Origin of the sequence: Actinoallomurus purpureus (assembly GCF_024055795.1) — a bacterium.
Lineage (GTDB): Bacteria > Actinomycetota > Actinomycetes > Streptosporangiales > Streptosporangiaceae > Actinoallomurus > Actinoallomurus purpureus.
On the sequence record NZ_JAMXMY010000002.1, the window covers coordinates 487,246 to 510,685 of the forward strand.

Below are 23,440 nucleotides of genomic sequence, written 5' to 3' on the forward strand. Positions count from 1 at the left end.
TCATGGCATTGTCGACGGCGTTCACGGAGTTGCTCGGTGTGCAGCACCCGATCGCGCTGGCGCCGATGGGCGGGTCGGCCGGCGGCGCGCTGGCGGCGGCCGTGTCCAACGGCGGAGGGCTCGGGTTGCTGGGCGCCGGCAACGGGGATCAGGACTGGCTGGCCCGCGAGTTGCCGATCGTCGCGGAGGGCACCGGGAAGCCGTGGGGTGTCGGGTTCCAGACCTGGGCGATCGATGCCGGTGCGGTCGTGCGGGCGCTGGAGTACGACCCCAGGGCGGTGATGTTGTCCTTCGGCGACCCGAGCCCGTTCACCGAGCGCATCCGCGCGGCCGGCGCGGTACTGATCATTCAGGTCACCGATTTGGAGGAGGCCAGGCAGGCCGTGGACCTGGGCGCCGACGTCATCGTGGCCCAGGGGACCGAAGGCGGTGGACACGGCGCCCGGCGCGGGCGATCCACGCTTCCGTTCGTACCCGTCGTGGTGGATCTGGCGGCGCCGGTGCCGGTGCTGGCGGCCGGCGGGATCGCTGACGGGCGCGGTGTGGCCGCGGCCCTGGCCCTCGGTGCCGCCGGGGCCCTCCTCGGCACCCGCTTCCAGGCCACGGCCGAGGCCCTTGTCGACCCGTCGATCGCCAAGGCGATCCTCGATGGACGCGGGGAGGACACCGAGCGCAACAGGGTCCTCGATATCGCTCGAAGCTCACGGTGGCCTTCGAAGTACACCGCCCGCACCCTCGGCCACCCCTACCTCGACCGATGGCGAGGCAGGGAGTCGGAACTCGCCGCCGACCCTCAGGCCAAACAGGCCTACCAGGATGACGTGGCCCGCGGCGATCTACTCCCGCTGCCGGTGTGGGCCGGCGAGGCCGTCGATCTCATCAACGACCTGCCATCCGCAACCGATCTTGTCAGCACTCTCGCCGCCCAGGCTGAGGACGCATTGTCCCGAGCGGGCAGGCACTGACTCGACCGCTTCGCCAGAAACGGCCAAGCCGTTGTGGGACGGCGCGCCGGGCCCGGGTTGCACAGGCAGCAGGAGACGACGAAGCCGTGGTGGGAGGGGTGCGCGGACCGGCGTAGCCCGGCGTCGGGGTTCCCGGGAGCCGTCCCCCTGGACGGAGACCGGGAGATGGCGAAGCCGTTGTGGAGGGGGGCCGGGCGTAGCCCGGCACCGGGGGTTCCAGGGAGCCGTCCCCCTGGATAGACACCAGAAAACGGCGAAGCCGCCCCAAGGGGCGGCGAGCATGGCGATCCGAGAGCGGACGACGGGATTCGAACCCGCGACCCTCACCTTGGCAAGGTGATGCTCTACCAACTGAGCCACGTCCGCGTGACTTCATAAGAATACCGGATTCGGTGACTAGACGAGTCCGGCGTCGTGGGCGAGGAGGGCGACCTGGACGCGGTTGTTGAGTTCCAGCTTGGCCAGCAGCCGGGAGACATGGGCCTTGACGGTGGCGACGCTCATGTAGAGCTCGGAGCCGATCTCGGCGTTCGACTTGCCCTGGCCGATGGCGACGACGACCTCGCGTTCACGGTCGCTGAGGCGGGTGAGGCGTTCCTGGGCGGGGTTGCGGCGCGTGTGGGCGACGTGTGCGATCAGGCGACGGGTGACGCTGGGGGAGAGGATCGGCTCGCCGGCGGCGACGCGCCGGATCGCGTTGATGATCTCGCCGGGCGGAGTGTCCTTGAGGAGGAACCCGGCGGCACCGGCTCGCAGGGCGCGCAGGACGTGCTCGTCGGCGTCGAAGGTGGTCAAGATGATGACCTCCGGGGAACCCTGGCGGGCTCGGAGGGCCTCGGTCGCGGCGAGGCCGTCCATGCGGGGCATCCGGATGTCCATGAGGACGACGTCCGGCAGGTGTTCGGCGACGAGCGGGGCGACCTCGGAGCCGTCGCTGGCCTCCGCGACGATCCGCAGATCATCGGCTCCGGCCAGCATCATCGACAGGCCCGCACGGACCAATGCGTCATCGTCGACGATCAGCACGCGAATGGTCACGGGGACACATTAATGGTGCTCGGTGATCAGCGGCCTGATTCGACGGGTCAGGCGTTGCCGCCGACCGCGGCCGCTCGTGCCGCCTGGTCACGCCAGGGCAGCCACGCGCGGATCCGGAACTCCCCGTCCGGCGTCGGGCCGTGTTCGAGCCGGCCTCCGGACAGCAGGGCGCGTTCGGCCAGCCCGATGAGCCCGGTGCCCGAGCCCGGGATCTCCGACACGGCACTGACCAGGGGGTTGCGCACCTCGACGGTGAGGTCGGCGCCCGCCGAGCCGCCGATGATCACACTCACGGCCGCGTCGGGAGCGTGCTTACGGGCGTTCGTGAGCGCCTCCTGCACGGTGCGGTAGGCGCTGCGCCCGACACCGGTGGGCACCGCGTTCAGGTCGCGCAGCCGGTTCTCGTACGTCACGGTCATCCCCGCCCGCCGCGACTCGTCGATGAGGGTGGGCAGGTCGGCGATGTTCGGCTGGGGGCGCTCTGGGGTGTCCTCCGCCGCGTCCTCGCGGAGCACGCCGATCACTTCCCGCAGGTCCTGCAGTGCCTGGTGCGCGCTGGCCCGGATGACACCCGCGGCCTTGGCGATCTCCTCCGGGGGAGCGTCGGGGCGGAACTCCAGTGCCCCCGCGTGCACGCTGAGCAGCGAGATGCGGTGGGCGAGTACGTCGTGCATCTCACGGGCGATCCGGGCGCGTTCCTGCTGCCGGGCCTGCTTCACGCGGAGCTGCTGCTCGGCCTCTGCTCGTAGCGCTCGCTCGCGCAGGGACAGGATGAGCTGCCGCCGGGCGCGGACGAACATCCCCCAGGCGACGACCGCCGCGATGATGACCACGCTCCACAAGATCCCGGTCCAGTACCCCGTCTTGGGGTCCGGGAAGACGGCCGTGTAGATCAGGCCGGTGACGAAGTGCACCAGCGCGACCAGTGCCACCGTACGGAAACGCCGGTGCACGGCGACCGTGAACAGTGCGATGCACGCCGCGCCCGAGACCGTCACGGAGATGACGCTCAGTACGCCCAAGGCGGCCCCGAGCTCGACCGGACGGCGTCGCCGTATCCACAGGGTGAGGCAGCCGAGCGCGCCGATGGCCACGTCGAGCAGGCGCGGCGGGTGATGGGGCGGGGGAGATCCCTGGGAGGTGGCGAACAGCATCAACGCCCCGAACAGCGCCGCCAGGACGAAGCAGGCCATGTCGACCACCCAGTCGCGCGCCGATCGCCGGATTCGCTCCATCGGTTCGGGGGCGACGAGGAGGGCGGGCAGGAGGGACGGGTGGTCGGGGCGGGACACCGCCATACCGCTCATGTTCGTCAACGGTAGGCCCTCTCCCGGTGGCCGGGCATCCGCCGAAAGTCGATGCGGGAACGACCTCGGTCGGCCGTCACCGGCCCACCGAGTCGCGACCGCTCAGGAGCCACGTCCCACGCTTCGGCCGAGCGCCGGGGCCGGCCGATCGGACCCCCGTCTCCCGAATGGCCGACGGCCGGACCGCGGGCTACAGCCCGAGGATGCTCGCGAGGTCGCTGCGGAGCACCGCGAGCGCGGTGTCGGCCCTCGTGCGGGCGCCGGCGACCGAGGCGGTCACCGGCTCGACGACCTCGAGGTAGCACTTGAGCTTCGGCTCGGTGCCGGACGGCCGGACGACGACGCGTCCGCCCTCCGACAGCCGGAAGCGCAGGCCGTCCGTCGGGGGCAGGCCGCCGAGCCCGGCGGACAGGTCGTCCACTTCTGTGACCGTGCGGCCGCCGAGCCGGTCCGGTGGCGTCGCGCGCAACCGGGCCATCGCGTCGGCGATGAGTGACAGGTCGGCCACCCGTACCGACAGCTGGGCGGTCGCGTGCAGGCCGTACCGGCGTGCCTGGTCGTCGAGGAGGTCGGTGAGCGTACGGCCCTCGGCCTTGGCCTCGGCGGCCAGCGCGGCGACGGCGAGCGCCGCGCCGATGCCGTCCTTGTCGCGTACGGGGACGCCGTCGTCCCCGCCGACGCAGTAGCCCAGGGCCTCCTCGTAGCCGTACACCAGGCGGTCGCGGGCGGTGCCCGCCTTCATGATCCACTTGAACCCGGTCAGCGACTCGGCGTACCGGACGCCGTGTGCCGCCGCGATCTTGCCGAGCAGCGACGACGAGACGATCGTGGTGACGACGAGCCGGTCGGCCCCACCGGTGTGCCGCAGGACGTGCTCGGCGAGCAGCCCGCCGACCTCGTCCCCGGTCAGCATCCGCCCGCCCACGGCGACCGCGCAGCGGTCCGCGTCAGGGTCGTTGGCGATCACCAGGTCGTGGCCCTTGCCCAGAGCGAGGGCCAGGTCCATCGCGCCGGGCTCCTCCGGGTTGGGGAAGGCCACGGTCGGGAAGTCCGGGTCGGGGCGGTCCTGCTCGGCGACGACGTCCGGCACCGGGAACCCGCTCCACTCGAAGGCGCGGCGCAGCACCTCCCCGCCCACCCCGTGCAGCGGGGTGTACGCGACCGTCACGTCCCGCAAGGCGCCCAGCGGCAGCCGCCCCAGCGAGCGGAGGTAGGCCTCGACGATGCCGTCGCCGAGGACGTTCCATTCCGCCCCGCGCGGCAGCTCGTCGACCCGGCCCACGGCGTCGATCGCGCGGGAGATCTCCGAGTCGAGCGGCGGGATGATCTGGGCGCCGTCGCCCCAGTAGACCTTGTAGCCGTTGTCTCTCGGCGGGTTGTGGCTGGCGGTCACCATGACGCCGGCGTCGGCGCCCAGGTGACGGACGGCGTACGCGAGGACCGGCGTCGGCAGAGGCCGCGGCATCAGGTGCACCGTGAGACCCGCCCCGGCGAGCACGGCGGCGGAGTCCTCGGCGAAAGTGTCGGACTTGTGCCGCGCGTCGTACCCGATCACGACGGAGCCGCCGTTGCCGGGCCGCTCGAACCGCTCCGCCGCCTCATCGGAGGTGAGAACGGTGGCGAGGCCGGCGGCGGCCCGCATCACCGTCACCCGGTTCATCCGGTTGGGGCCGGCGCCGAGCTCCCCGCGCAGGCCCGCGGTGCCGAATTCCAGCTTCGCCCCGAACCGCTCGGCCAGTGCCGCCTCGTCGTTCAGCAGACCCCGCAGTTCCTCCCGGGTCTCCGGGTCGGGATCCTGGGCGAGCCACTCTTCGGCCTGCCGCCGGTGGCCCGTGTCGTCGCTCACGTATTCGTCCACTCCGCCCTGCTCGCCGATGTCGTACGTCGCCTACAGGGCCCGCAGGGCCTTGGCCAGGAGCGCGCCCATCCGCTCGGCGGCGGCACGCCCGGCGGCCAGCACCTCGAGGTGGTCCAGCGGCTGCCCGGTCAGCCCGGCGGCGACGTTCGTCACCAGGGAGATGCCCAGGACGTCGGCGCCGCCCTCCCGGGCCGCGATCGTCTCCAGCGCGGTGGACATGCCGACCAGGTCCGCGCCCATCGTGCGCAGCATCTGGATCTCCGCCGGCGTCTCGTACGACGGGCCGGGCAGCGCGGCGTAGACGCCCTCGGCCAGCGTCGGGTCGATGTCCTTGACGAGGGCCCGGAGGGCCGGGGAGTAGGCCCCGGTCATGTCGACGAAGGTCGGACCGGTGATCGGGTTCTGGCCGGTGAGGTTCAGGTGGTCGCTGATCAGGACCGGGTCGCCGACCTTCTGCCACTCCGGGCGGGTGCCGCCGGCGGCGTTGGTGAGCACGATCGTCTTGACCCCGGCGGCCAGCGCGGTGCGGACGCCGTGCACGACCGGCCCCACGCCCCGCCCCTCGTACAGGTGGGTGCGTCCGAGGAAGACCAGCGCGCGCTTGGCCCCGACCTCGACGACGCGGACCGTGCCCGCGTGGCCTGGCACGCCGGGTTCGGCGAAGCCGGGAAGCTCGGTCACGGTGATCTCGTCGGCGGGCGCACCGAGCGCGTCGGCCGCCGGAACCCAGCCCGACCCCATGACGAGGGCGACGTCGAAGGAGTCGGCGGCGAGGCGTCGTTTCAGCGTGTCGGCCGCTGATCGGGCCAGCTCGTAGGCGTCATTGCTCACAAGCGGACAGACTACCCACGCCGTACGTGCTGGTCAGTCGCCGAGTGACTTGCACGGACGGGTGCGCAGGTCCTTGACGTAGTCGTCGGGCGCTCCGGCCTTCTCCGCGGCGTCCCCGAGGATGCCGAGATAGCGGGCCGACGGCAGGCCACCCTCATAGGCGTCGAGGACGTAGAGCCAGGCGAGGACGTCGCCGTCGAGGGTGGCGATCCGCACCCGCATCTTCCGGTAGACGCCGAGGGCCGCCCCCTCCCACCCGTCGAGCGCCTGCTCGTCGAGGTCCGGGACGTCGTACAGCGCGACGAAGACGTGCTCGTCGGCGTCCTCGACCACGGTGGCCAGGGCGCCTTCGAAGCCGACGTTCTCTCCGCCGAAGGTCAGCCGCCAGCCCTTGAGCCAGCCGGTCGTGCGCAGGGGCGAGTGCGGAGCCCGCTGCGCCATCTGCTCGGGATCCATGTTCGATGCGTACGCCGCGTACAAGGCCACGATCGCCCAGCGTACGGCCTGGAGCGACGCGACGACGCGCCAACCCCGGGAGTGCGGAAGAATGACCGATATGACAAGCGTAGCCATCATCGGAGGCGGCCCTGGCGGCTACGAATCCGCCCTGGTCGCGGCCCAACTCGGCGCCGACGTCACGCTCGTGGAGCGCGACGGGCCCGGCGGAGCCTGCGTACTCACCGACTGCGTTCCCTCCAAGACGCTCATCGCCACCTCCACCCGCATGGCGGTCCTGTCGGAGTCGGCGTCGCTCGGCGTGCGGTTCTCCGGAGGCGGAGACGGCGAGGTCGGCGGGCCGGAGGTCGATCTCCCGCTCGTCAACAAGCGGGTGAAGGAACTGGCCTGGGCTCAGTCCGCCGACATCGAGCGGCGGGTCGCGGACGAGGGCGTACGCATCATCCGCGGCGACGCACGCCTCGTCGACCCGCAGATCGTGGCGGTCGGCGACGAGCGGATCCACGCCGACGTCGTGCTCATCGCCACCGGCGCGACGCCGCGGGTGCTGCCCGGCGCGGAGCCCGACGGCGAGCGCATCCTGAACTGGCGCCAGCTCTACGACCTGCCCGAGCTGCCCGAGGACCTCATCGTGGTGGGCTCCGGCGTCACCGGCGCGGAGTTCGCCGCCGCGTACCTCGCGCTGGGCTCGCGTGTCACGCTCGTCTCCTCCCGCGATCACGTGCTGCCGAACGAGGACGAGGACGCCGCACGGGTCCTCGAAGAGGTCTTCCAGCGGCGCGGCATGAACCTCCTGGCCCGTTCCCGGGCGGCCGGGGTGAAGCGCACCGCCGACGGCGTCGAGGTGACGCTCACCGACGGCCGTACGGTCAGCGGCTCGCACTGCCTCATGACGGTCGGCATGGAGCCGAACACCCGCGGGCTCGGTCTGGAGGAGGCCGGCGTCCGGCTGGACGAGTGCGGGTTCGTCCAGGTCGACAAGGTCTCCCGCACCTCCGCGCCGCACGTGTACGCCGCCGGGGACTGCACGGGAATCCTGATGCTCGCCTCGGTCGCCGCCATGCAGGGCCGCATCGCGATGTGGCACGCCCTCGGCGAGGCCGTGCAGCCGCTCAAGCTCGGCTGGGTGGCGGCCAACATCTTCACCGATCCGGAGGTCGCCACGGTCGGCGTGTCCCAGGCGCAGATCGACTCGGGCGAGGTGCCGGCCCGCATCGTGAAGCTGCCGCTCGCCACCAACCCCCGCGCGAAGATGCAGGGCTTCCTTGACGGGTTCGTGAAGCTGTTCTGCCGGCCGGCCACCGGCATCGTGCTCGGCGGCGTGATCGTCGCGCCCCGGGCCAGCGAGCTGATCCTCGGCCTGTCCATGGCGGTGCAGCAGCATCTGACCGTCGATCAGGTCGCTCACACGTTCGTGGCCTACCCGTCCGTGTCCGGCAGCCTCACCGAGGCCGCCCGTCGCCTCATGCAGGAATCGGCCTACTGACCCGCGGCCCCCTCCACGCGTCGTCGGCCGTCGCTCGTGGGCTGCTGCGCGATGACGGTCAGGGGGAGTCTGACGAAGGACCACGCGTCGTCGGCCGTCGCTCGACGGCCGCGATCGTTCAGGGGCCGGTGCCACAGTCCACAGGTTGTGGACAACTACTGTGGACGACCCCTGTGGATGACGCGAAAGGGGAGGTCAGTGCGGTGGATGGCCGCGTTCCGGGTCGTCGGGCACGGGCAGCCCGTGCTGGCGCAGCCGCGCCTGCCGGATGTCGGCGGCGTTGACGCCGACGACGAAGGTGCTGCTCAGCAGCGCCAGCGCGACGACGGCCACCCGGAGGCCCCACTCGGCGGGCAGCAGCCCGAGCCCCACGCAGACCGGAGTCATGAGAACGAGGTGGCGGGCCATCATCCGGCCACGCCACCCCGCGTCGGTCAGGTCGTGCCGGACCCAGCTGAGGTTCTCCGGAGGGAGCCGGAACCCCAAGATGTAACGGGCCCACCGCAGCGGGCCCGGGTCACCGGGTAGCCGGCTCAGCGGGGGCCTCCATCACCAGTCGCCCCCGCCGCCGAAGTCACCCCCGCCATCGAAGCCCCCGAAGTCGCCGCCGCCGATGTCGAAGCCACCGCCACCGCCGCCGCCATCTCCGCCACCGAAGCCCCAGCCGCCGTCGTTGTTGTTGCCGGCGTCGTACCCGGCCGCGTAACCCGAGTCGTACCCGCCGTGGCCGCCGAAGCCACCGCTGAAGATCGATCCCAGTGCGGTGCCGATGAGCAGACCGCCGATCATGTCACCGCCGCCGAAGCCGGAGTAGTACCCCCCGGCGTACGGCGCGTACGCCGGTCCGGCGTCCCAGTACGGCCGCCGCTGACCGCCGACAGTGACGAGGCGGGCGTCGGGCTCCAGGCCGGACAGCACCCGCTGCGCGTCGGCCGCGCAGGCCGGGACCGACCGGGGCGCGCCACCCGGGGGCGCCCACGTGACGTCCTGCACCGACGGGCCGTGCTGCGGGTTGAAGAAGCAGGGCGCACGCCGCTCCGGGGCCGGCAGGCCTTCGAGGCGGGCCCGCACCGCGGTCATGGAGTAGCGGCCGTCCTCCAGGGCCTCGGTGACCTTGCGCATGTCCTCCGGCCGGCGCGCCGCGTCGACCGCCGCCTTGGCCCGGTCGTAGGAGTCCATCGCCCGCTGGTAGTCGTCGCGGGCGGCCGGGTCGAGACTCGGGTCCATGACGTTCAGGTTGAGCGCGGTGATGTCCTCACCGAGCCGGGTGACGTCCTCGTAGACGCTTTCCTTCAGCTCGGCCAGCTGCTTGGCCTCCCGCTCCTTGCGCCGCTTGCGGGCGAAGAAGATCAGGCCCACGACGCCCGCGACGATGAGCACCAGGATGGCGAGCACGACGAACCCGGCCGTGGCCGACCCGGACTTCTTGTCCCCGATGGCCTTGTCGAACCGCTTGTCGAGGTTGAGCAGCAGGCTCTTGAGGTTCGAGGAGTCGCCCCGCGCCTGGGCCACCAGCTCCTTGATCTTGCTGCTGCCCAGGCCCTCGTGAGACCCCGCGAGGACCCGCTGGCCGGTGCCGTCGAGCAGGATCAGGGTGCCCTTCTTACCCAGGGCGGTGTCGAGCTGGCGCAGGCCGGCGGTGGTGACCCGGCTCTGCTTCACCACGGCGATCCGGATGGTCGACTCGTCGTCCTTGAGCGCGCTGACGACGCTCTGCTGGTCCGAGCCGGACATCGTCGCACCGGCGTCCTGGGACAGGTAGAACCGCTGGCTCTTCAGCCCCTGGACGACGTTCTGGAACGGGTCGGCGCTCGCCGGTGTGGCGAACGCGAACAACAAAGCGACGACGGCAGCCACCGCGGCGGGAATCGTCGAACGGCGAATCTTCATGGCGGCCTTCATGTGATCAGATTGGTTGCTACGACTACCTTCGACGAATCAGCGGTCGGGATGGTTCCGTAAACGCCGCGTGAGCTCCCCACACGGCACCTCGTCCACCAGGTCGCCCCTGAGCCGATCGTGACCGTCTGCTGACCCTACGCTACGCCTGGGACCGGCCTCTTAGTAGAGCAACGCAGGGTCGACGGGCACGTGCGGGCGTCCTGAGCCACGCAGACCCGTACGCCCGGCCGGCCGGCGCCTCAGGAGTCCTTGATGTCGCAGATCACGGCACCGCTGGACACCGTCTGGCCGACCTCCGCGGACAGCCCGGTGACGGTGCCCGCCTTGTGCGCCGTGAGCGGCTGCTCCATCTTCATGGCCTCGAGGACGACGATGGTCGCTCCGGCCTCCACGGATGCGCCGTCCTCGACGAGGATCTTGACGATCGTGCCCTGCATGGGGCTGACCAGGGAGTCTCCGCCGGCGGCGGCCGCACCGGCCTTCTTGCCGCCACGTCGCCGGGCCGGGGTCGCGCGGCCGGGGTTGGAGGCGGTGGTGGAGGCGCCCAGTCCGGCGGGGAGCACCACCTCGATGCGCTTGCCCCCGACCTCGACGGTGACCTTCTCCCGCTCGGCGGCCTCCTCCGTCTCCACGGCGGCGTCGTACGGCGGGATCGTGTTGTCGAACTCGGTCTCGATCCAGCGCGTGTGCACCCGGAACGGCGCGTCGACGAACGCCGGGTCCTCGACCACCGTGCGATGGAACGGGATGACCGTCGGCATCCCGCCGACCTCGAACTCCGCCAGAGCGCGCCGGGCCCGCTCGAGCGCCTGCGTCCGGTTCGCACCCGTGACGACCAGTTTCGCGATCATCGAGTCGTACATCTGCGGGATCGTCATGCCCTGCTCGAAGCCCGTGTCGAGGCGCACCCCCGGACCGCTCGGCGGGCTCCACCGACTGATCGTCCCGGGGGCGGGAAGGAAGTTGCGACCGGCGTCCTCGGCGTTGATGCGGAACTCGATCGAGTGCCCGCGCAGCACCGGGTCGTCGTACCCGAGCTCCTCGCCCTCCGCCACGCGGAACTGCTCGCGCACCAGGTCCACGCCGGCGACCTCCTCGGTCACCGGGTGCTCGACCTGCAGACGGGTGTTGACCTCCAGGAACGAGATCGTGCCGTCCTGGCCAACGAGGAACTCGCACGTGCCGGCGCCGACGTACCCGGCCTCCCGCAGGATCGCCTTCGAGCTGGAGTAGAGGGTCGCGAGCTGCTCCTCGTTGAGGAACGGCGCCGGGGCCTCCTCCACCAGCTTCTGGTGCCGGCGCTGCAGCGAGCAGTCACGCGTCGAGACCACCACGACGTTCCCGTGCCGGTCGGCGAGGCACTGGGTCTCGACGTGACGCGGCCTGTCGAGGTACCGCTCCACGAAGCACTCCCCGCGACCGAACGCAGAGACCGCCTCGCGGACGGCCGAGTCGTACAGCTCGGGGATCTCCTCGATCGTCCGGGCCACCTTCAGCCCGCGGCCGCCACCGCCGAACGCCGCCTTGATGGCGATCGGCAGACCGTGCTCGCGGGCGAACTCCACCACCTCGTCGGCGTTCTGCACCGGGTCCTTGGTGCCCGCGACGAGGGGAGCGCCGACCTTCTGGGCGATGTGCCGCGCCTGCACCTTGTCGCCCAGCGCCACGATCGCGCTCGGCGGCGGGCCGATCCAGGTCAGCCCGGCGTCGATCACCGCCTCGGCGAACCCGGCGTTCTCGGCGAGGAACCCGTAGCCGGGATGCACGGCGTCGGCGCCGCTCTCCTTGGCGATCCGGAGAAGCTTGTCGATGTCGAGGTAGCTCTCGGCGGCGGTCTGCCCGCCGAGCGCGTAAGCCTCGTCGGCGATCCGCGCGTGGAGCCCGTCCAGGTCGGGCTCGGAGTAGACGGCAACACTGCCGATCCCCGCGTCCCTGCACGCCCGCGCGATACGGACGGCGATCTCACCCCGGTTGGCGATCAGGACCTTACGCACGTACGACTCCTCGCTCTCGCCGATCGAACAGAGTTTAGGCATCCCGGCTCAACTCGTCCGCAGGGGCCGCCCGGTTGTCACGATCTCCAATGTAACCAACCGCTTGCTCGGCTGATGGTCCGGCTCCTCGTGTTCCGTCGTTTCAGCCCAGCGCGATGAGTCGGTACAGCGGGTCGGGCCGGGCCTAATGTATCGGAATCGAGAACGAAAACGACATATCGGTCACTCCATGGGACCCGAATGCGCCTTTTTGAGTGCCCGCCCCGCCGCTGCCCGTCGGATTCCGCAGCGTGCGATCGCGAGTGCAATGTCCCGAGCAAGAAGCTCGGAAAACGACATGCGATCATGGTGATTTCCACCGCTATTCCGCACCGCGCAGCGCCGACCGTACTCGATGACCGAGTGTTTCGTCCGTCCACGAGGGGTCCACCCCGGCCGGCGGTCGGCCTCCACGGCGGATCCCCGATGAGGCGGGACGCCGGAGGGAGAAGCGATGAGTCCGAGTGCCGCCGGGGCGCTCGCCGTCCTGAGAGAACGCGACTTCCGGCGATTCTTCATCGGCCAGTCGGCCTCGCTGCTCGGCGACGGCATGGTCGGCGTCGCATTGGCGTTCGCGGTGCTCGACCTCACCGGATCACCGGCCGATCTCGGGTACGTCCTCGCCGCCCGATCGATCCCCATGGTCGCAGGCCTGCTCATCGGCGGCGTCGTCGCCGACCGGCTGCCCCGACGCCGCATCATGGTGACCGCCGACCTGGCCCGCTTCCTCGGCCAGGGAACGATGGCCGCACTGCTGATCGGCGGCCACGCGACGATCTGGGAACTGGTGGTTCTCCAAGCCGTGCACGGTACGGCGAGCGCCCTGTTCATCCCCGCCTCGACGGGCCTCGTCCCCGCCATCGTCACCGGCGGGCGCCTTCAGCAGGCCAACGCACTGCGTGGGCTGGTCCTCTCGGTAGGTAAGATCGCCGGTCCCGTCCTCGCCGGCCTCCTGGTCGCGGTGGCAGGCCCCGGATGGGCGATCGTCGCCGACGCGGCCACCTTCGGGCTGAGCGCGATCACACTCATCCTGCTGCGACCGCCTACGCATCGGCCACCACCGGCTCAGTCCTTCGTACGCGACCTGCGGGAGGGCTGGACGGAGTTCAGCTCCAGGACTTGGCTGCTGACGCTCGTCACGGCGGCGTCGCTGACCAACCTGCTGTTCGCGGCCTTCTACGTCCTCGGGCCGGCGACCGCCGCACACTCGCTCGGTGGTCCCGCGGCATGGGCCACCATCCAGGCCGTACTCGGTGCGGGCTCCCTGATCGGCGGCATCACAGCCCTGCACATCCACCCGCGCCGCCCGCTGCGGACCGGCGTGCTCGCCCTCCCGCTCAGCGCGCTGCCCGTCATCGGCCTCGCGGCACACCTTCCCGTCATCCCGGTGGCCGGCCTCGCTCTTCTCTGCGGCATCGGGATGACGGTCTTCAACACCCTCATGGAGACAGCCCTCCAACACCATGTCCCCGAAAAGGCCTTGTCCCGGGTCAGCGCCTACGACTGGTTCGGGTCCTTCGTCTGTCAGCCCATCGGCCAGGCCACGGCCGGTCCGCTCGCGGCGGGACTCGGCACCCACCCGGCCCTCTGGCTGGCAGGCGTCCTGCAGTTCCTCGTCGCCCTCGGCGCCCTCGCCGTCCCCGCCATCCGCCGTCTCCCGGCCGGAATCCCCGACGCACCGGTCCCCGCCCATCACGAGTCCTGAGTACGGCGCGTTGCCCGCCCCAAAGCGCCCGGGATGGACCAGCCGTCTGGTCACGATCCCCGTGCCGCACGCGACATCCAGCAGGACGCGCGTGTCCTCCGGCGGCAGCCGCTCGGCGGCCGCGGCACGCGCCTCTCCGCCGCGGGACGCGTCATATCCTGCGGCTTCGCGGTCATAGCGGGGCACGACAAGAACGTATCGGGATCGAGTACGACAACGACGAATCGAGTGCGCTATGAGGCCCGAATCCGTCTTTTTGCGTTATCCGCGCCGCCGTAATTCGCTGGGCCTGCTCCAGGGTCGCCTCCGGCGCCCTGAGCCTCCCACGTGGGCATGGCGGAACGATGTGCCGAGCAAGAAGCTCGGAAAACGATATGAGATCATGGCGATTTCCGGCACTATTCCGGAATTTGCGGCACCGCCCGTACTCGATGACCGAGCTTCTTGTCCGCCCACGAGGAATCCGCCGGCAGGCCTCCACAGCGGGTCTCCGATGAGGCGGGACGTCGGAGGGAGAAGTGATGAGTCCGAGTGCCGCCGGGGCGCTCGCCGTGCTGAGAGAACGCGATTTCCGGCGATTCTTCATCGGCCAGTCGGCCTCGCTGCTCGGCGACGGCATGGTCGGCGTCGCATTGGCGTTCGCGGTACTCCGCCTGACCGGATCACCGGCCGATCTCGGGTACGTCCTCGCGGCTCGCTCGATCCCCATGGTCGCAGGCCTGCTCATCGGTGGCGTCGTCGCCGACCGGCTGCCCCGCCGGCGCATCATGGTCACCGCCGACCTGGCCCGCTTCCTCGGCCAGGGAACGATGGCCACCCTGCTGATCAGCGGACACGCCGCCATCTGGCAACTCATCGCCCTTCAGGCCCTGCACGGCGCGGCGGCCGCGGCCTTCAACCCTGCCTCCACCGGCCTCGTCCCGTCCATCGTGGCCGGCGGCCGGCTCCAGCAGGCCAACGCGCTGCGCGGCCTGGCCATTTCGATCGGCGACATCGCCGGTCCCGTCCTCGCGGGCGTCCTGGTCGCGGCGGCGAGCCCGGGCTGGGCCATCGCCGCCGACGCGGCCACCTTCGCCATCAGCGCAGTCATGCTCGCCCGGCTCCGGCCTCCCGCGCACCGGCCGCCGCCCGCCCAATCGTTCATGCGCGATCTGCGCGAGGGCTGGACGGAGTTCAGCTCCCGCGTCTGGGTGTGGACGGTCGTCACCGTAGCCTCGCTCACGAACATGCTTTTCGCGGCGTTCCTGGTCCTCGGCCCCGTCCTCAGCGAACGGTCACTGGGCGGCCCGGCGGCATGGGCGACGATCCAGGCCGTCCTCGGCGCCGGATCCGTGCTCGGCGGCATCGCTGCCCTGCACATCCGTGCGCGGCGTCCGCTGCGAGCCGGTGTGCTCGCCCTCACCCTCTGCCCCCTGCCGACCCTCGGCCTCGCCGCGCATCTACCGGCTGTGGCGGTGGCCGGCCTGGCATTCCTGTGCGGCTTGGGGCTCACGGTCTTCAACGCACTGTGGGAGACCGCCCTGCAGCATCACATCGCCGACAAGGCCCTGTCCCGGGTCAGCGCCTATGACTGGTTCGGGTCTCTCGCCTGCCAACCCATCGGCCAGGCCACCGCCGGACCGCTCGCCGCCGTACTCGGCATCTACCCGACCCTCTGGCTGGCCGGCGTCAGCCAGGTCGCCCTGTCCCTCGCCACCCTCGCCATCCCTGCCATCCGGCGCCTCCCGGCCGGAATCCCCAACGCACAGACTCCCGTCCGCCAGGAGTCCTGAGTATCGGCGGCTACCCCCGGAACCCGGCACCCGTCGACCGGTGCCTGCTACGGCACCCCCAGGAGCCCTGAATGGGCTGATCCTTTTACCGGGTGACCTCGCGATTGCAATCGGGCAGGTCATGGGGTTCCTTCGGGGGGTATTGACCAGCCAGTGTTATAGATCACGAGGCAACCTGCAATTGGTCATATATGGCAACTGTTCAGGATGCGGTGGTTACGCACGTCATGGCCGTCATCATGCGTGTTTGCGTCGGCTCATGGCCAGAAGTGGACAAGTAAGAGACTTCTGTCGTGCCCTTCCCGATGCTTGATTTGGAACGGCAAAGAAGAGAATGCAGACAGGCGTAAGCGAACGCTCCAGGTCGGAGGCGTTGACGCGTTCGATCGCGGTCAGTCCACCGCAGCGGGGTGACCCACCGGCAGGCCACACTCGAACGTGGCTGACGGCACAGAGCGATCGCGGAAGGGAAAGGCTCGATGAGCGGCATCTACGGCGGCGATCCTGAAGCCATGAAGAGGCTCGCCAGCCTCTTCCAGAGGCACGGACAAGAGCTCGACCAGATCATCAGGGATCTCAACTCGAACACGCAGAGCAGCCAGAGCATCTGGCAGGGACCCGGAGCGAACCGGTTCCGCGAAGCGTGGGCGCAGGCCAAGCCATCGTTCGACAAGATGGTCACGGCCTTCCAGGAGGCTCACAGGGACATCAACAGCCGTGCGGAGGGCTTCCGCAACGTCGGCAGGTAGCTCCGTGTCGTCGAGGGTTGCCGCAGACCTTCGGCGCCCACGACTGTCAGGTACGGCGGAAGCGGTACCGCTTCAGAACGTGACCCATTGACGATCATCGCCTTGCAAGGATCTTGCATCAGCATGGGCGTTCCGCAGCAGTGCGGTAAGGGTGCTCAGTTCGCGAATGTCTCGTAGGACTGGGTAGTCGGACCATGCGGTGATGTCATGACCGTACGCCGCGATGGAGGCATCGCGTTGAGCTGTTGGGAGACCGAAACGGGTCGCGGCCAAAGTGGGAAGTAGATCTATTTCCCGAGGGCCCCAGCTAGCGCGTCCCAGTCGCTGAGTAGTGCGCCCTTTCCATCCCGAAGGACGTTGCCGCGCCACGCGTCTCGATGGATCATTCCGGCCGGCAATGAGAAATTCAAGTTGTACAAGGCTGTCTGTGCGGGGAAGGTGACACTCGCCGCCGCACAGAAGGCCATCATGACCGACTGGACGACCGCAGAGCAGATCATCCGCTAGGAGTCATGCGGCGACCTGCTGCGGCGCTCCAGATCGTGGAAGCCCCTCGGATATCACCCGGTCGAGGGCCAACTGATCACCAGACGGCTGTGTGGCTTGTGGATCACAGTCCCAGCAATCTCGTCGTCCGGTGCGTTGACGGGGTAGGCGGTGATTCTGGGCTGGGTGGGGCGCTGTTGATCCCATGTGTGGAGTAGTCGGGCCAATCGGTCGGCCAGGCATCGGCTATCCGGTCCGTGCGCGATGACGCCGAGCTCGGCGGTGTCGTCGTCGAGCTCGCGGCGGGTGATGTACGCCAGGGTGCCACTGTCGTGGATGGCGGCGCCGCCCCAGCGCCGTGCCGGGTCGGCCACGCCGTTCTCGCGCGCTTTCGGCCCTGCGGACATCCGTGCGAAGCGGTCGCTGTCGATGGTGGCGAGCCATAGGTCGAGGTGTTCGATCGGGTCGTTGTCGTTCACGATCACCCCGGTCCACTCCCTCTGGGAAGGGTGGTTCATGGCGTCGCGGAGCGCGTCGTCGTCCGTGCCGCCAGCGCGGACGCTGAGCGTGAGATCGTCGCCGAGGGTGATGCGGTGCCCGGCGTGGCCGGCGGCTCCGATGAGCGGTATGAATCCGCAGACCTGGACCGAGTCGCTGACCAGCCGATCGCCGTGGTTGGTGAACGCGATCGAGCGGGTCAGGTCACTGCCGTGCAGGCGCAACGGCACGACCAGGCGGCCGCCGACGGCGAGCTGCTGCCACCAGGCTGGGGCGATGTCCCAGGCTCCGGCGGTGACGATGATCCGGTCGTACGGCGCGCGGGGAGAATGCCCCAGGGCACCGTCGGCGCAGATTACCTCGACCTGGCGGTACCCGGCGGCGGCGAGGCCGGCGCGGGCTCCGTCGGTGACCTCGGGGTCGATGTCGATGGTGGTGACGTGACCACTCGGGCCAGTGAGCTCGGCCAGCAGGGCGGCGTTGATGCCGGTGCCCGCGCCGATCTCCAGGATCCGGTTGCCCGGCTGGGCGTCGAGCTGGTTGAGCATCCCTGCGACCACGACGGGGCTGGACGCCGACGACAACGCGGATCCGTCAGTGGCGCGTTTGGTGACCACGACCCGGGGGGCGTACGCCTCGTCGAGGTCGACGCCCGGAAGGAATGCGTGCCGGGGTACGGCGCGGAAGGCGGCCTCGACCGCTGGGCTGCCGATGCGGTTGAAGCGGTGCAGGGTGTCGATAAGCGCTTGGACACGCTCGGGGTCCGGAGCGACCTTCTGGGCACTGTCGGTTGGGGTCACTGGCGTCACCTTAGTCAGAGGGAGGGCGGAGAGGAGACGGTTCGTTCGGCGGAGACGGATCCTTGGCCGAAGACGACCTCGGATGCGGTCGCGGCCAGGAGCGCTTGGTGATGGGCGGCGACACCGGCGCGGTTCCAGGCGAACAGGACGTGGTGGGCCAGGATGGCTCGTAGCCCGCGCGTCAACGTCCCACGCTGCGCGAGCTCGGCGACCTGCCATCCGGCCTGCTCGAAGGCGGTTGCCCAGGCCGGCGCGTTCCGCAGGGGGCTGTGCTCTCCGTCGTCTCGGGCGGTGATGAACAGGCGCACGGCTGCCGGATCGGGTGCGAGAGGTGAGTTGTCGCCCGTAGAGCGGTGCGCGGCGACGTGTGCCCAGATGTCGCCCTGCTCATACCAGTCTTGCCCGGCGGCGCGCATCAGCCGACCGCCCAGCAGCAGGCCCAGTTCGTGCCGGAGGGCCTTGCTGGATCGTTGGAGGTGGTTCAGGAGGTGGCGGCTGTCGGCGTGGAATAGAACATGTGTGACCTGCATGGCCTCTGGGCCGCCGAAGGCGTGGGTCTCCGGTTCGTAGATGACGGTGGCGACGTCGCAGAGCCCGCCGTGGGCCAGGAGGTCGTGTGTCAGCTCGTCGAGCACAGCGGCGGCCTGCTCTTGCCGACCGGTGGTGGGGAGGTATCGCAGACGCCAGGTGGCGCGTTTGCGGACGAACCACCAGGCGGTGATGTGTCCGGCGTTCTCGGCGTCGGTCAGCCGCGGCCCCAGGAACGCGACGGCGGCCTGTTCGGCGATCTGCCAGTCACCGAACGTCAGGTTCGTCTGCCGCCACCGGGTATCGGTGTCGACCGTGCATCTCAGGTCGTCCATTCCGCGTTGTCCTCTTCGTCCAGGGGGCGGTCAGTTGATGAGCAGGCAGGTCTGCCAGCGGCCTCTCGTTCCGGTCACGATCTCGTGCAGCGTCAGGGCCACCCCGGCTGTGCCGTCGATCAAGCCGTGCGGGACCGGTGAGTCATCGGCCGCGATGCCGAGGAGGGGGCTCAGTAGGTTCGGCAGGTGAGCGGCGATCTCGGGGGAGCGGGCATCGACAGCCGCGGCCCAGACGGTGGCGATCATCCCCGCCCAGCCATGGCACAAGGCTGGGTCGATGAAGCGGGCGAGCTGGACCGGGTCGGACAGGCAGCGGTCCAGGGCGTGTTCGGCGAGTTGCTGGCGGGCGTGATCGCCGGTGACCCGGGCGGCCAGTTGCTGGGCGCGGGCGATGCCGGGCGTCCCGTAGCACCAGGACGGCCGCGCAGGTCCGGACTGGGACGACCGGCCGGCATACAAATCGGCGAGGCTGACGCGTTCGGGCCACCACGGGCCTGCTGGTCCCTCGCCGCGCCAGGTGTCCATCCACCGGCAGATCCGGTCGATCGCGGCATGGTGGCCATCGACGGTGATGCCCTCGCGCATCGCCAGGGCCAGCAGTGCGAGCGGGCCGCTGATGCCATGGGCCATGCCGAGGTCAGCGTGGCCGCCCGCGTCCGCGTGCGGTGGCCGGGAGGGCACGTCGCCGGTCCACCAACCCGGCAGACTCATTCCGGTCGGCTCCCCGCGAAGGGGCAGGGTGAGCCGCACCAGGTAGGCGAGGACCGCGCGGATCACCCCGCCGTGCGGATCAGAGCGCAGCAGGTAAGCGCCGAGCCCGGACAGGCCGTGGACCAGATCGTATTCCGCGCGTGGGACGAAGGCGCCCATTCTCATCCGGGCGTGCGCCTGGTCCAGGCGTGTCCGTACGAGGCGCTGGACAGCTGCATCTAGCGTCGCGTGGACCCGCTCGTATTGGCCGGGCTCGGCGGCGATCTCCATGGCGAACGCGACGGCCGGTGCGCCGAACCACAGGCCAGCACCGGGTCCGGCGCTGAGGTCCTCGCTGGTCGCTCGGGTGAGCCAGGCGTGCACTGCCTGCCATTCGCCTCGGCTGGTCTGGGCGCGTGCCCCGTGCAGGATCGCGATGCCGGCGGCACCTCCGGCCAGTGACTGGTGCTGCCAGCAAGGGCTGGAGGGGCCGCTGTCGGTGCAAGGTTCCAGAGGTGGCGGTACCGCCAAGCGGTCGGCGAGTTGATCGGCGAGTGCCGCAGCGCGGAGTCGGACCGCGTCCAGGGAGGTCATTCAGTTTCTCCTGCGGGGTGATGGGCGGTCCAGGCCAGCGCGGCGGCGCGGGCCAGCCGATGGCACCAGCGCTCGAGCTGAGGGTCGATGCCGTGTGCGCGGACGACGTGGAGGTGCAGCAGCGACCCCAGCGCCGAGCTGACGGTTACCGCCTGGCCAGGGTCGTGGAGACTTTCGGCGTACGCGGCCAGTGCTGTGCGTCGTTCCTGCCACATGGCGGCGATCTGTGGTCCGCCGGGGATTGCGTGCAGCGCCGCGTGGTCCTGGCTCGGGTCGGCCAGGGTGACGGCCTGGGCGTAGATCGCGCGGTTGCCCGGCACTGACGGCTGGCCGAGCTGGGGATGGTCGATCAGCCACCGCATCCCGTTGGCTACCCCACCGTTCATGGCGGACGCCATGTCGACCAGGCTTGCCGCGGTGATAGCGACCGGGTGCACGCCGGAGTTTGGGCGGGCTGCCATCTGTGTGAGGGCTGCTGTGGAGTCGGCCGCGAAGACGGTTTCGGCTGCTGCCAGCGCCGGGCCCATTCCGTAGCGGCCGACCTCGGGATGGTCGGTGTTCAGGGTGAGGTCGCCGATCAGACCCAACTGCCGCAGGTCGGCGGCCCACGCCCCGACGCGGGATGCGGCGTCACCGAACGCGGCGGCGATCGGGAGGTGGATCCGCAGTCGCAGGTGCGGGTCGGGGTCGCGATAGCGGATGAACCACCACAGCGGCTCAGGTTCCCAGTCGGTGAACAGGGCGGGCAGATGACGGGTCAGAACGGTCTCGTGCAGGTCCGGGTGCCCGTACAGCCGGGCGTACAGGACGTTCGATCCCGGCATTCGGCCGTGGTCGCGGTCGACCAAGGGGAGCCGCCCCGGCCTGGCCAGTGCGCGGGGTGGGCCGGCCGGTTGCGCGGTCGAGACCAACGGAATGAGCACTTCGTGGACCCGGCCGCCGCACCAGCCGTGATCCAGCGCCGAGGGGGCCTCAGCGAGCACGAGGTAGTCCCCGCAGGTGTTCGCGTGGGCGCGTAGGACCGCCAGGTCCATCGGTTCATTCAGATCCAGGCGCAACAGCCGATCCGCGGTCCCGGCGTGCACGGTGGCAGGCAGATCAAGACGATCTCGCAGGCGGGTCATCGCTGCGGTCCATGTCGCCTGCGAGGCGTCGGGGCCCGGGAGGTTCCGGATGGGGATGCGCCATCGGGCGGGGGAGAGTACGTTGCGGCCGTAGCGGACACGGGGCAGGAACGGCAGTTCGGCTGCCGCGCCCCACCGCCAGAGCGTGACCACGGAGGCGCGGGCGCGCGGGATCTCGAACAGGAACCGGGCCAGCGGCGGCATAGCATCGAGCGCGATCGCGTGAGCGATCATCGGCTCGACGACGCGTCGTCGGGACAACGAGACCAGATACAACCGATCCGTGTCCGCCGTGACCGCCAGGTCGTCAAGCCGGATCCGGCCGGGGCTGTCGTCGCGGTGTTCGGCCAGGGAGATTACAACCGGCAGCGCGAGAGGTGACCGTGCGACGTTCTCGGTGTGAGGGTGCCGCGGCGGGAAGGACAACAGTGCGGGATCAGCACCGTCCACGCTGACCGGCAGCCGGCGATACAGGCGGGCCAGCGGTTCATGGTCCTCGGCGAGCAAGACGTTCAGGAACCGACCGGACATTGCGGCCGCCGTCCGGCCGATGCCGGTGATCCCAAGCGTGAACGCTCCTTCAACGAGCGCGGTCGTTGTGGCGGCCCGTACGTCCGCGCATACCTCCAGGTGCGGCGGACGGTCCGCATCGGCTGCAGGGGTGGGGGCGGGGACATCGATCGTCAGGTCATCGAGGACGACTTCGCGCGCGCCGTCCAGCGCCGCCTGCTGGGCCAGTGCGAGCAGGCCCTTATCGCGTTCGCTCAATCCACACGGAGTGGAAGGACGCCCGGAGCAGTACCCGGCAGGGAAGCCCAGCCCGATCGTGGGGTCGACGAGGTCGGTGACCGGAACGAGGGCGGCGGCGCCGTACCGGTTCAAGAACCGGGCGTGGTAATCCCGCCAGGCGGACGTTCCCCCGGAATCTGGTGTCAGTCGGAGCAACACGTCGGCGGCTGCTTCGGCCTCGGCGGCGACCTGCGGCGGCAGCTCAACCGAGGATCCGAGCCGTAGGTCGACCATGACCGGCTGCTCCGCGCGATCACAGATGTCGCGCATGTGGGCGGCGACCGGCGGCCTCGACCTCGCGCTCGTCCAGGCGGCTGACGTGGTGGCCGCCAGCTCCGCATGGATCGTCCGTAGACGTTCCACCAGGGGCGCGACTCTATCCAGCGTCGCGGCGTCCACGTGGGTCAGCCGGTCCAGAACGTGGGCCAGCCCGTCGTGGCATGTCGAGGGAGGGCGTAATGCGGTGATCAGCACGCCGAGCTTCACCAGCTCGGCCACCGTGGTCTCGATCACCTGCACCGGCGAGGCGGTGAACTCCGCGAAGAGCTTGTCGATCAGATCACCGCCGCGGATCGGTGACCGGGCGGCGTCCACCACCAGCTCGACGGCCCGGCTACGTCGCACCGACACCTCTGCCGAGACGCTGCGGTCAGGATCCGCAGCGTGCGGCGGTACCAGCACCACTAGCCGATCCCCGCGTACGACGGCGAGGTCGTTGGTCATCATCGGCAGACGCCGGAGCAGCTCGGGGCATGCCTCCAAGGTCGCGATCACACCGGCCAGCCACACGACATCACTGCGGACTATGACCGTGTGCGGGCGGGCAGTCCACCGCGCCGATGGTTCGGGGCCGAATCGTGCCGCGGCTACTCCTGCCGCCAGCCCAAACGGTGTGGCCCTGCCTGACATGCGCAGTAGATAGCGAGCCACCGACATCGCTATGCGCCGCGCCTGGGTGTCCTTCGGGCGTGCGCCCATACACACGGCTTGGACTCTGGACGCAAGCACGGGGCTCGCCACCGTGATCACGGCTGCGATCGGGGCCTGTTCCCATACACGACGAAGCCAGATGCGCCATTGCTCTCCGGTCGCTTCGTCCGTATTCGGCCACGGAGGAAGTTCGAATTCATCCGAGGATGCAGCGCGGACAAGTGCCGTATCGACATTCCGGTAGGGCTGAAAAACAGATAGAGAACTCAATGTCCCTGCCTTCGCGCTGTTTCCTGGCCGATAAATCGGGGATTCGCCTGCTGGCGGCGGGTGCGGGATTCTCGCCGCCAGCAGGAGAGCAGGGATCAGCAGTCGCTGCCCTTGACGGTGTCACAGCCGTTGTCCGTGATGGTCGGCAGGACGTCGGCCGGACCGCCCTTCTCGACGATGGACACGTCCAGGTCGAGTTCCTGTGTCGGAGCGGTCATTGGGAATACCTCCCTGTTGTTGCGGATATTGCGAGATGAATACTCACTAAACATTTCCCAGATGTCAACCCCGAGT

18 protein-coding genes and 1 tRNA gene are annotated in these 23,440 nt (G+C 70.1%); 5 read left to right on the forward strand and 14 right to left on the reverse strand.

Annotated elements, in window-relative coordinates:
• The first annotated feature begins 2 nt into the window (after nucleotides 1–2).
• Nucleotides 3–965, forward strand: a complete 963-nt coding sequence (locus NE236_RS07065; RefSeq protein WP_252840993.1) for an NAD(P)H-dependent flavin oxidoreductase — start codon at nucleotides 3–5, stop codon at nucleotides 963–965.
• 293 nt (nucleotides 966–1,258) lie between these two features.
• Here the strand turns inward: NE236_RS07065 and NE236_RS07070 are convergent.
• The 6 genes from NE236_RS07070 to NE236_RS07095 form a co-directional block, all read right to left on the reverse strand.
• Nucleotides 1,259–1,331 (reverse strand) — tRNA-Gly (locus NE236_RS07070).
• A gap of 30 nt (nucleotides 1,332–1,361) precedes the next feature.
• Nucleotides 1,362–2,003 (reverse strand): response regulator, encoded by a 642-nt coding sequence (locus NE236_RS07075; protein WP_308209055.1) that lies wholly within the window; start codon nucleotides 2,001–2,003, stop codon nucleotides 1,362–1,364.
• Between the two features lie 47 nt (nucleotides 2,004–2,050).
• On the reverse strand, nucleotides 2,051–3,310 hold the full coding sequence (locus tag NE236_RS07080; RefSeq protein ID WP_308209056.1) for a sensor histidine kinase: 1,260 nt from the start codon (nucleotides 3,308–3,310) through the stop codon (nucleotides 2,051–2,053).
• Nucleotides 3,311–3,500: 190 nt separating this feature from the next.
• The gene (locus NE236_RS07085) at nucleotides 3,501–5,156 is read right to left on the reverse strand and encodes a phospho-sugar mutase (protein WP_252840994.1); all 1,656 of its coding nucleotides are present in this window, start codon (nucleotides 5,154–5,156) and stop codon (nucleotides 3,501–3,503) included.
• A 42-nt stretch (nucleotides 5,157–5,198) separates the two neighbouring features.
• Nucleotides 5,199–5,999, reverse strand: coding sequence for a purine-nucleoside phosphorylase (locus NE236_RS07090; protein ID WP_252840995.1), 801 nt, complete (start codon nucleotides 5,997–5,999; stop codon nucleotides 5,199–5,201).
• A gap of 33 nt (nucleotides 6,000–6,032) precedes the next feature.
• Nucleotides 6,033–6,485 (reverse strand): gamma-glutamylcyclotransferase family protein, encoded by a 453-nt coding sequence (locus tag NE236_RS07095; RefSeq protein ID WP_252840996.1) that lies wholly within the window; start codon nucleotides 6,483–6,485, stop codon nucleotides 6,033–6,035.
• 70 nt (nucleotides 6,486–6,555) lie between these two features.
• On the opposite strand from NE236_RS07095, the gene NE236_RS07100 reads away from it, so the two are divergent.
• Nucleotides 6,556–7,941 (forward strand): NAD(P)H-quinone dehydrogenase, encoded by a 1,386-nt coding sequence (locus NE236_RS07100; protein ID WP_252840997.1) that lies wholly within the window; start codon nucleotides 6,556–6,558, stop codon nucleotides 7,939–7,941.
• 195 nt (nucleotides 7,942–8,136) lie between these two features.
• Here NE236_RS07100 and NE236_RS07105 read toward each other — a convergent pair whose 3' ends face one another.
• The 3 genes from NE236_RS07105 to NE236_RS07115 form a co-directional block, all read right to left on the reverse strand.
• Entirely contained in the window at nucleotides 8,137–8,478 is a 342-nt protein-coding gene (locus NE236_RS07105) for a DUF5313 family protein (RefSeq protein ID WP_308209066.1), read from the reverse strand.
• Nucleotides 8,479–8,490: 12 nt separating this feature from the next.
• Nucleotides 8,491–9,831, reverse strand: a complete 1,341-nt coding sequence (locus NE236_RS07110; protein ID WP_252840999.1) for a hypothetical protein — start codon at nucleotides 9,829–9,831, stop codon at nucleotides 8,491–8,493.
• A 251-nt stretch (nucleotides 9,832–10,082) separates the two neighbouring features.
• Nucleotides 10,083–11,837, reverse strand: a complete 1,755-nt coding sequence (locus tag NE236_RS07115; RefSeq protein ID WP_252841000.1) for an acetyl/propionyl/methylcrotonyl-CoA carboxylase subunit alpha — start codon at nucleotides 11,835–11,837, stop codon at nucleotides 10,083–10,085.
• Nucleotides 11,838–12,330: 493 nt separating this feature from the next.
• Here NE236_RS07115 and NE236_RS07120 point away from each other — a divergent pair, with 493 nt between their 5' ends.
• From NE236_RS07120 to NE236_RS07130, 3 genes are all read left to right on the forward strand, one after another.
• Nucleotides 12,331–13,581 carry an MFS transporter gene (locus NE236_RS07120; RefSeq protein WP_252841001.1) on the forward strand — a complete coding sequence of 417 codons (1,251 nt, stop codon included), beginning with the start codon at nucleotides 12,331–12,333 and terminating at the stop codon, nucleotides 13,579–13,581.
• 521 nt (nucleotides 13,582–14,102) lie between these two features.
• Nucleotides 14,103–15,353, forward strand: a complete 1,251-nt coding sequence (locus tag NE236_RS07125) for an MFS transporter (RefSeq protein WP_252841002.1) — start codon at nucleotides 14,103–14,105, stop codon at nucleotides 15,351–15,353.
• A gap of 479 nt (nucleotides 15,354–15,832) precedes the next feature.
• Nucleotides 15,833–16,102, forward strand: a complete 270-nt coding sequence (locus NE236_RS07130) for a WXG100 family type VII secretion target (protein ID WP_252841003.1) — start codon at nucleotides 15,833–15,835, stop codon at nucleotides 16,100–16,102.
• A 560-nt stretch (nucleotides 16,103–16,662) separates the two neighbouring features.
• On the opposite strand, the gene fxlM is transcribed toward NE236_RS07130, so the two are convergent.
• The 5 genes from fxlM to NE236_RS43345 form a co-directional block, all read right to left on the reverse strand.
• Complete coding sequence (fxlM, locus tag NE236_RS07135; protein ID WP_252841004.1) at nucleotides 16,663–17,886, reverse strand: methyltransferase, FxLD system; 1,224 nt, start codon at nucleotides 17,884–17,886, stop codon at nucleotides 16,663–16,665.
• A gap of 14 nt (nucleotides 17,887–17,900) precedes the next feature.
• On the reverse strand, nucleotides 17,901–18,749 hold the full coding sequence (locus NE236_RS07140) for a thiopeptide-type bacteriocin biosynthesis protein (RefSeq protein WP_252841005.1): 849 nt from the start codon (nucleotides 18,747–18,749) through the stop codon (nucleotides 17,901–17,903).
• A gap of 30 nt (nucleotides 18,750–18,779) precedes the next feature.
• The gene (locus tag NE236_RS07145; RefSeq protein WP_252841006.1) at nucleotides 18,780–20,033 is read right to left on the reverse strand and encodes a lanthionine synthetase C family protein; all 1,254 of its coding nucleotides are present in this window, start codon (nucleotides 20,031–20,033) and stop codon (nucleotides 18,780–18,782) included.
• The gene (locus tag NE236_RS07150) at nucleotides 20,030–23,146 is read right to left on the reverse strand and encodes a lantibiotic dehydratase (RefSeq protein WP_289849976.1); all 3,117 of its coding nucleotides are present in this window, start codon (nucleotides 23,144–23,146) and stop codon (nucleotides 20,030–20,032) included. Before NE236_RS07150 ends, NE236_RS07145 begins: the two co-directional genes overlap by 4 nt.
• A gap of 95 nt (nucleotides 23,147–23,241) precedes the next feature.
• Complete coding sequence (locus NE236_RS43345) at nucleotides 23,242–23,364, reverse strand: hypothetical protein (RefSeq protein WP_289849977.1); 123 nt, start codon at nucleotides 23,362–23,364, stop codon at nucleotides 23,242–23,244.
• Nucleotides 23,365–23,440: the final 76 nt, after the last annotated feature.

Bases quoted from the DNA above. Each gene is read 5' to 3' on its own strand.
- NE236_RS07065 (WP_252840993.1), top strand. From the start codon at position 3: ATGGCATTGTCGACGGCGTTCACGGAGTTGCTCGGTGTGCAGCACCCG.
- NE236_RS07080 (WP_308209056.1), bottom strand. From the start codon at position 3,310: ATGAGCGGTATGGCGGTGTCCCGCCCCGACCACCCGTCCCTCCTGCCC.
- NE236_RS07100 (WP_252840997.1), top strand. From the start codon at position 6,556: ATGACAAGCGTAGCCATCATCGGAGGCGGCCCTGGCGGCTACGAATCC.
- NE236_RS07110 (WP_252840999.1), bottom strand. From the start codon at position 9,831: ATGAAGATTCGCCGTTCGACGATTCCCGCCGCGGTGGCTGCCGTCGTC.
- NE236_RS07120 (WP_252841001.1), top strand. From the start codon at position 12,331: ATGAGTCCGAGTGCCGCCGGGGCGCTCGCCGTCCTGAGAGAACGCGAC.
- NE236_RS07125 (WP_252841002.1), top strand. From the start codon at position 14,103: ATGAGTCCGAGTGCCGCCGGGGCGCTCGCCGTGCTGAGAGAACGCGAT.
- NE236_RS07130 (WP_252841003.1), top strand. From the start codon at position 15,833: ATGAGCGGCATCTACGGCGGCGATCCTGAAGCCATGAAGAGGCTCGCC.
- NE236_RS07140 (WP_252841005.1), bottom strand. From the start codon at position 18,749: ATGGACGACCTGAGATGCACGGTCGACACCGATACCCGGTGGCGGCAG.
- NE236_RS07145 (WP_252841006.1), bottom strand. From the start codon at position 20,033: ATGACCTCCCTGGACGCGGTCCGACTCCGCGCTGCGGCACTCGCCGAT.
- NE236_RS43345 (WP_289849977.1), bottom strand. From the start codon at position 23,364: ATGACCGCTCCGACACAGGAACTCGACCTGGACGTGTCCATCGTCGAG.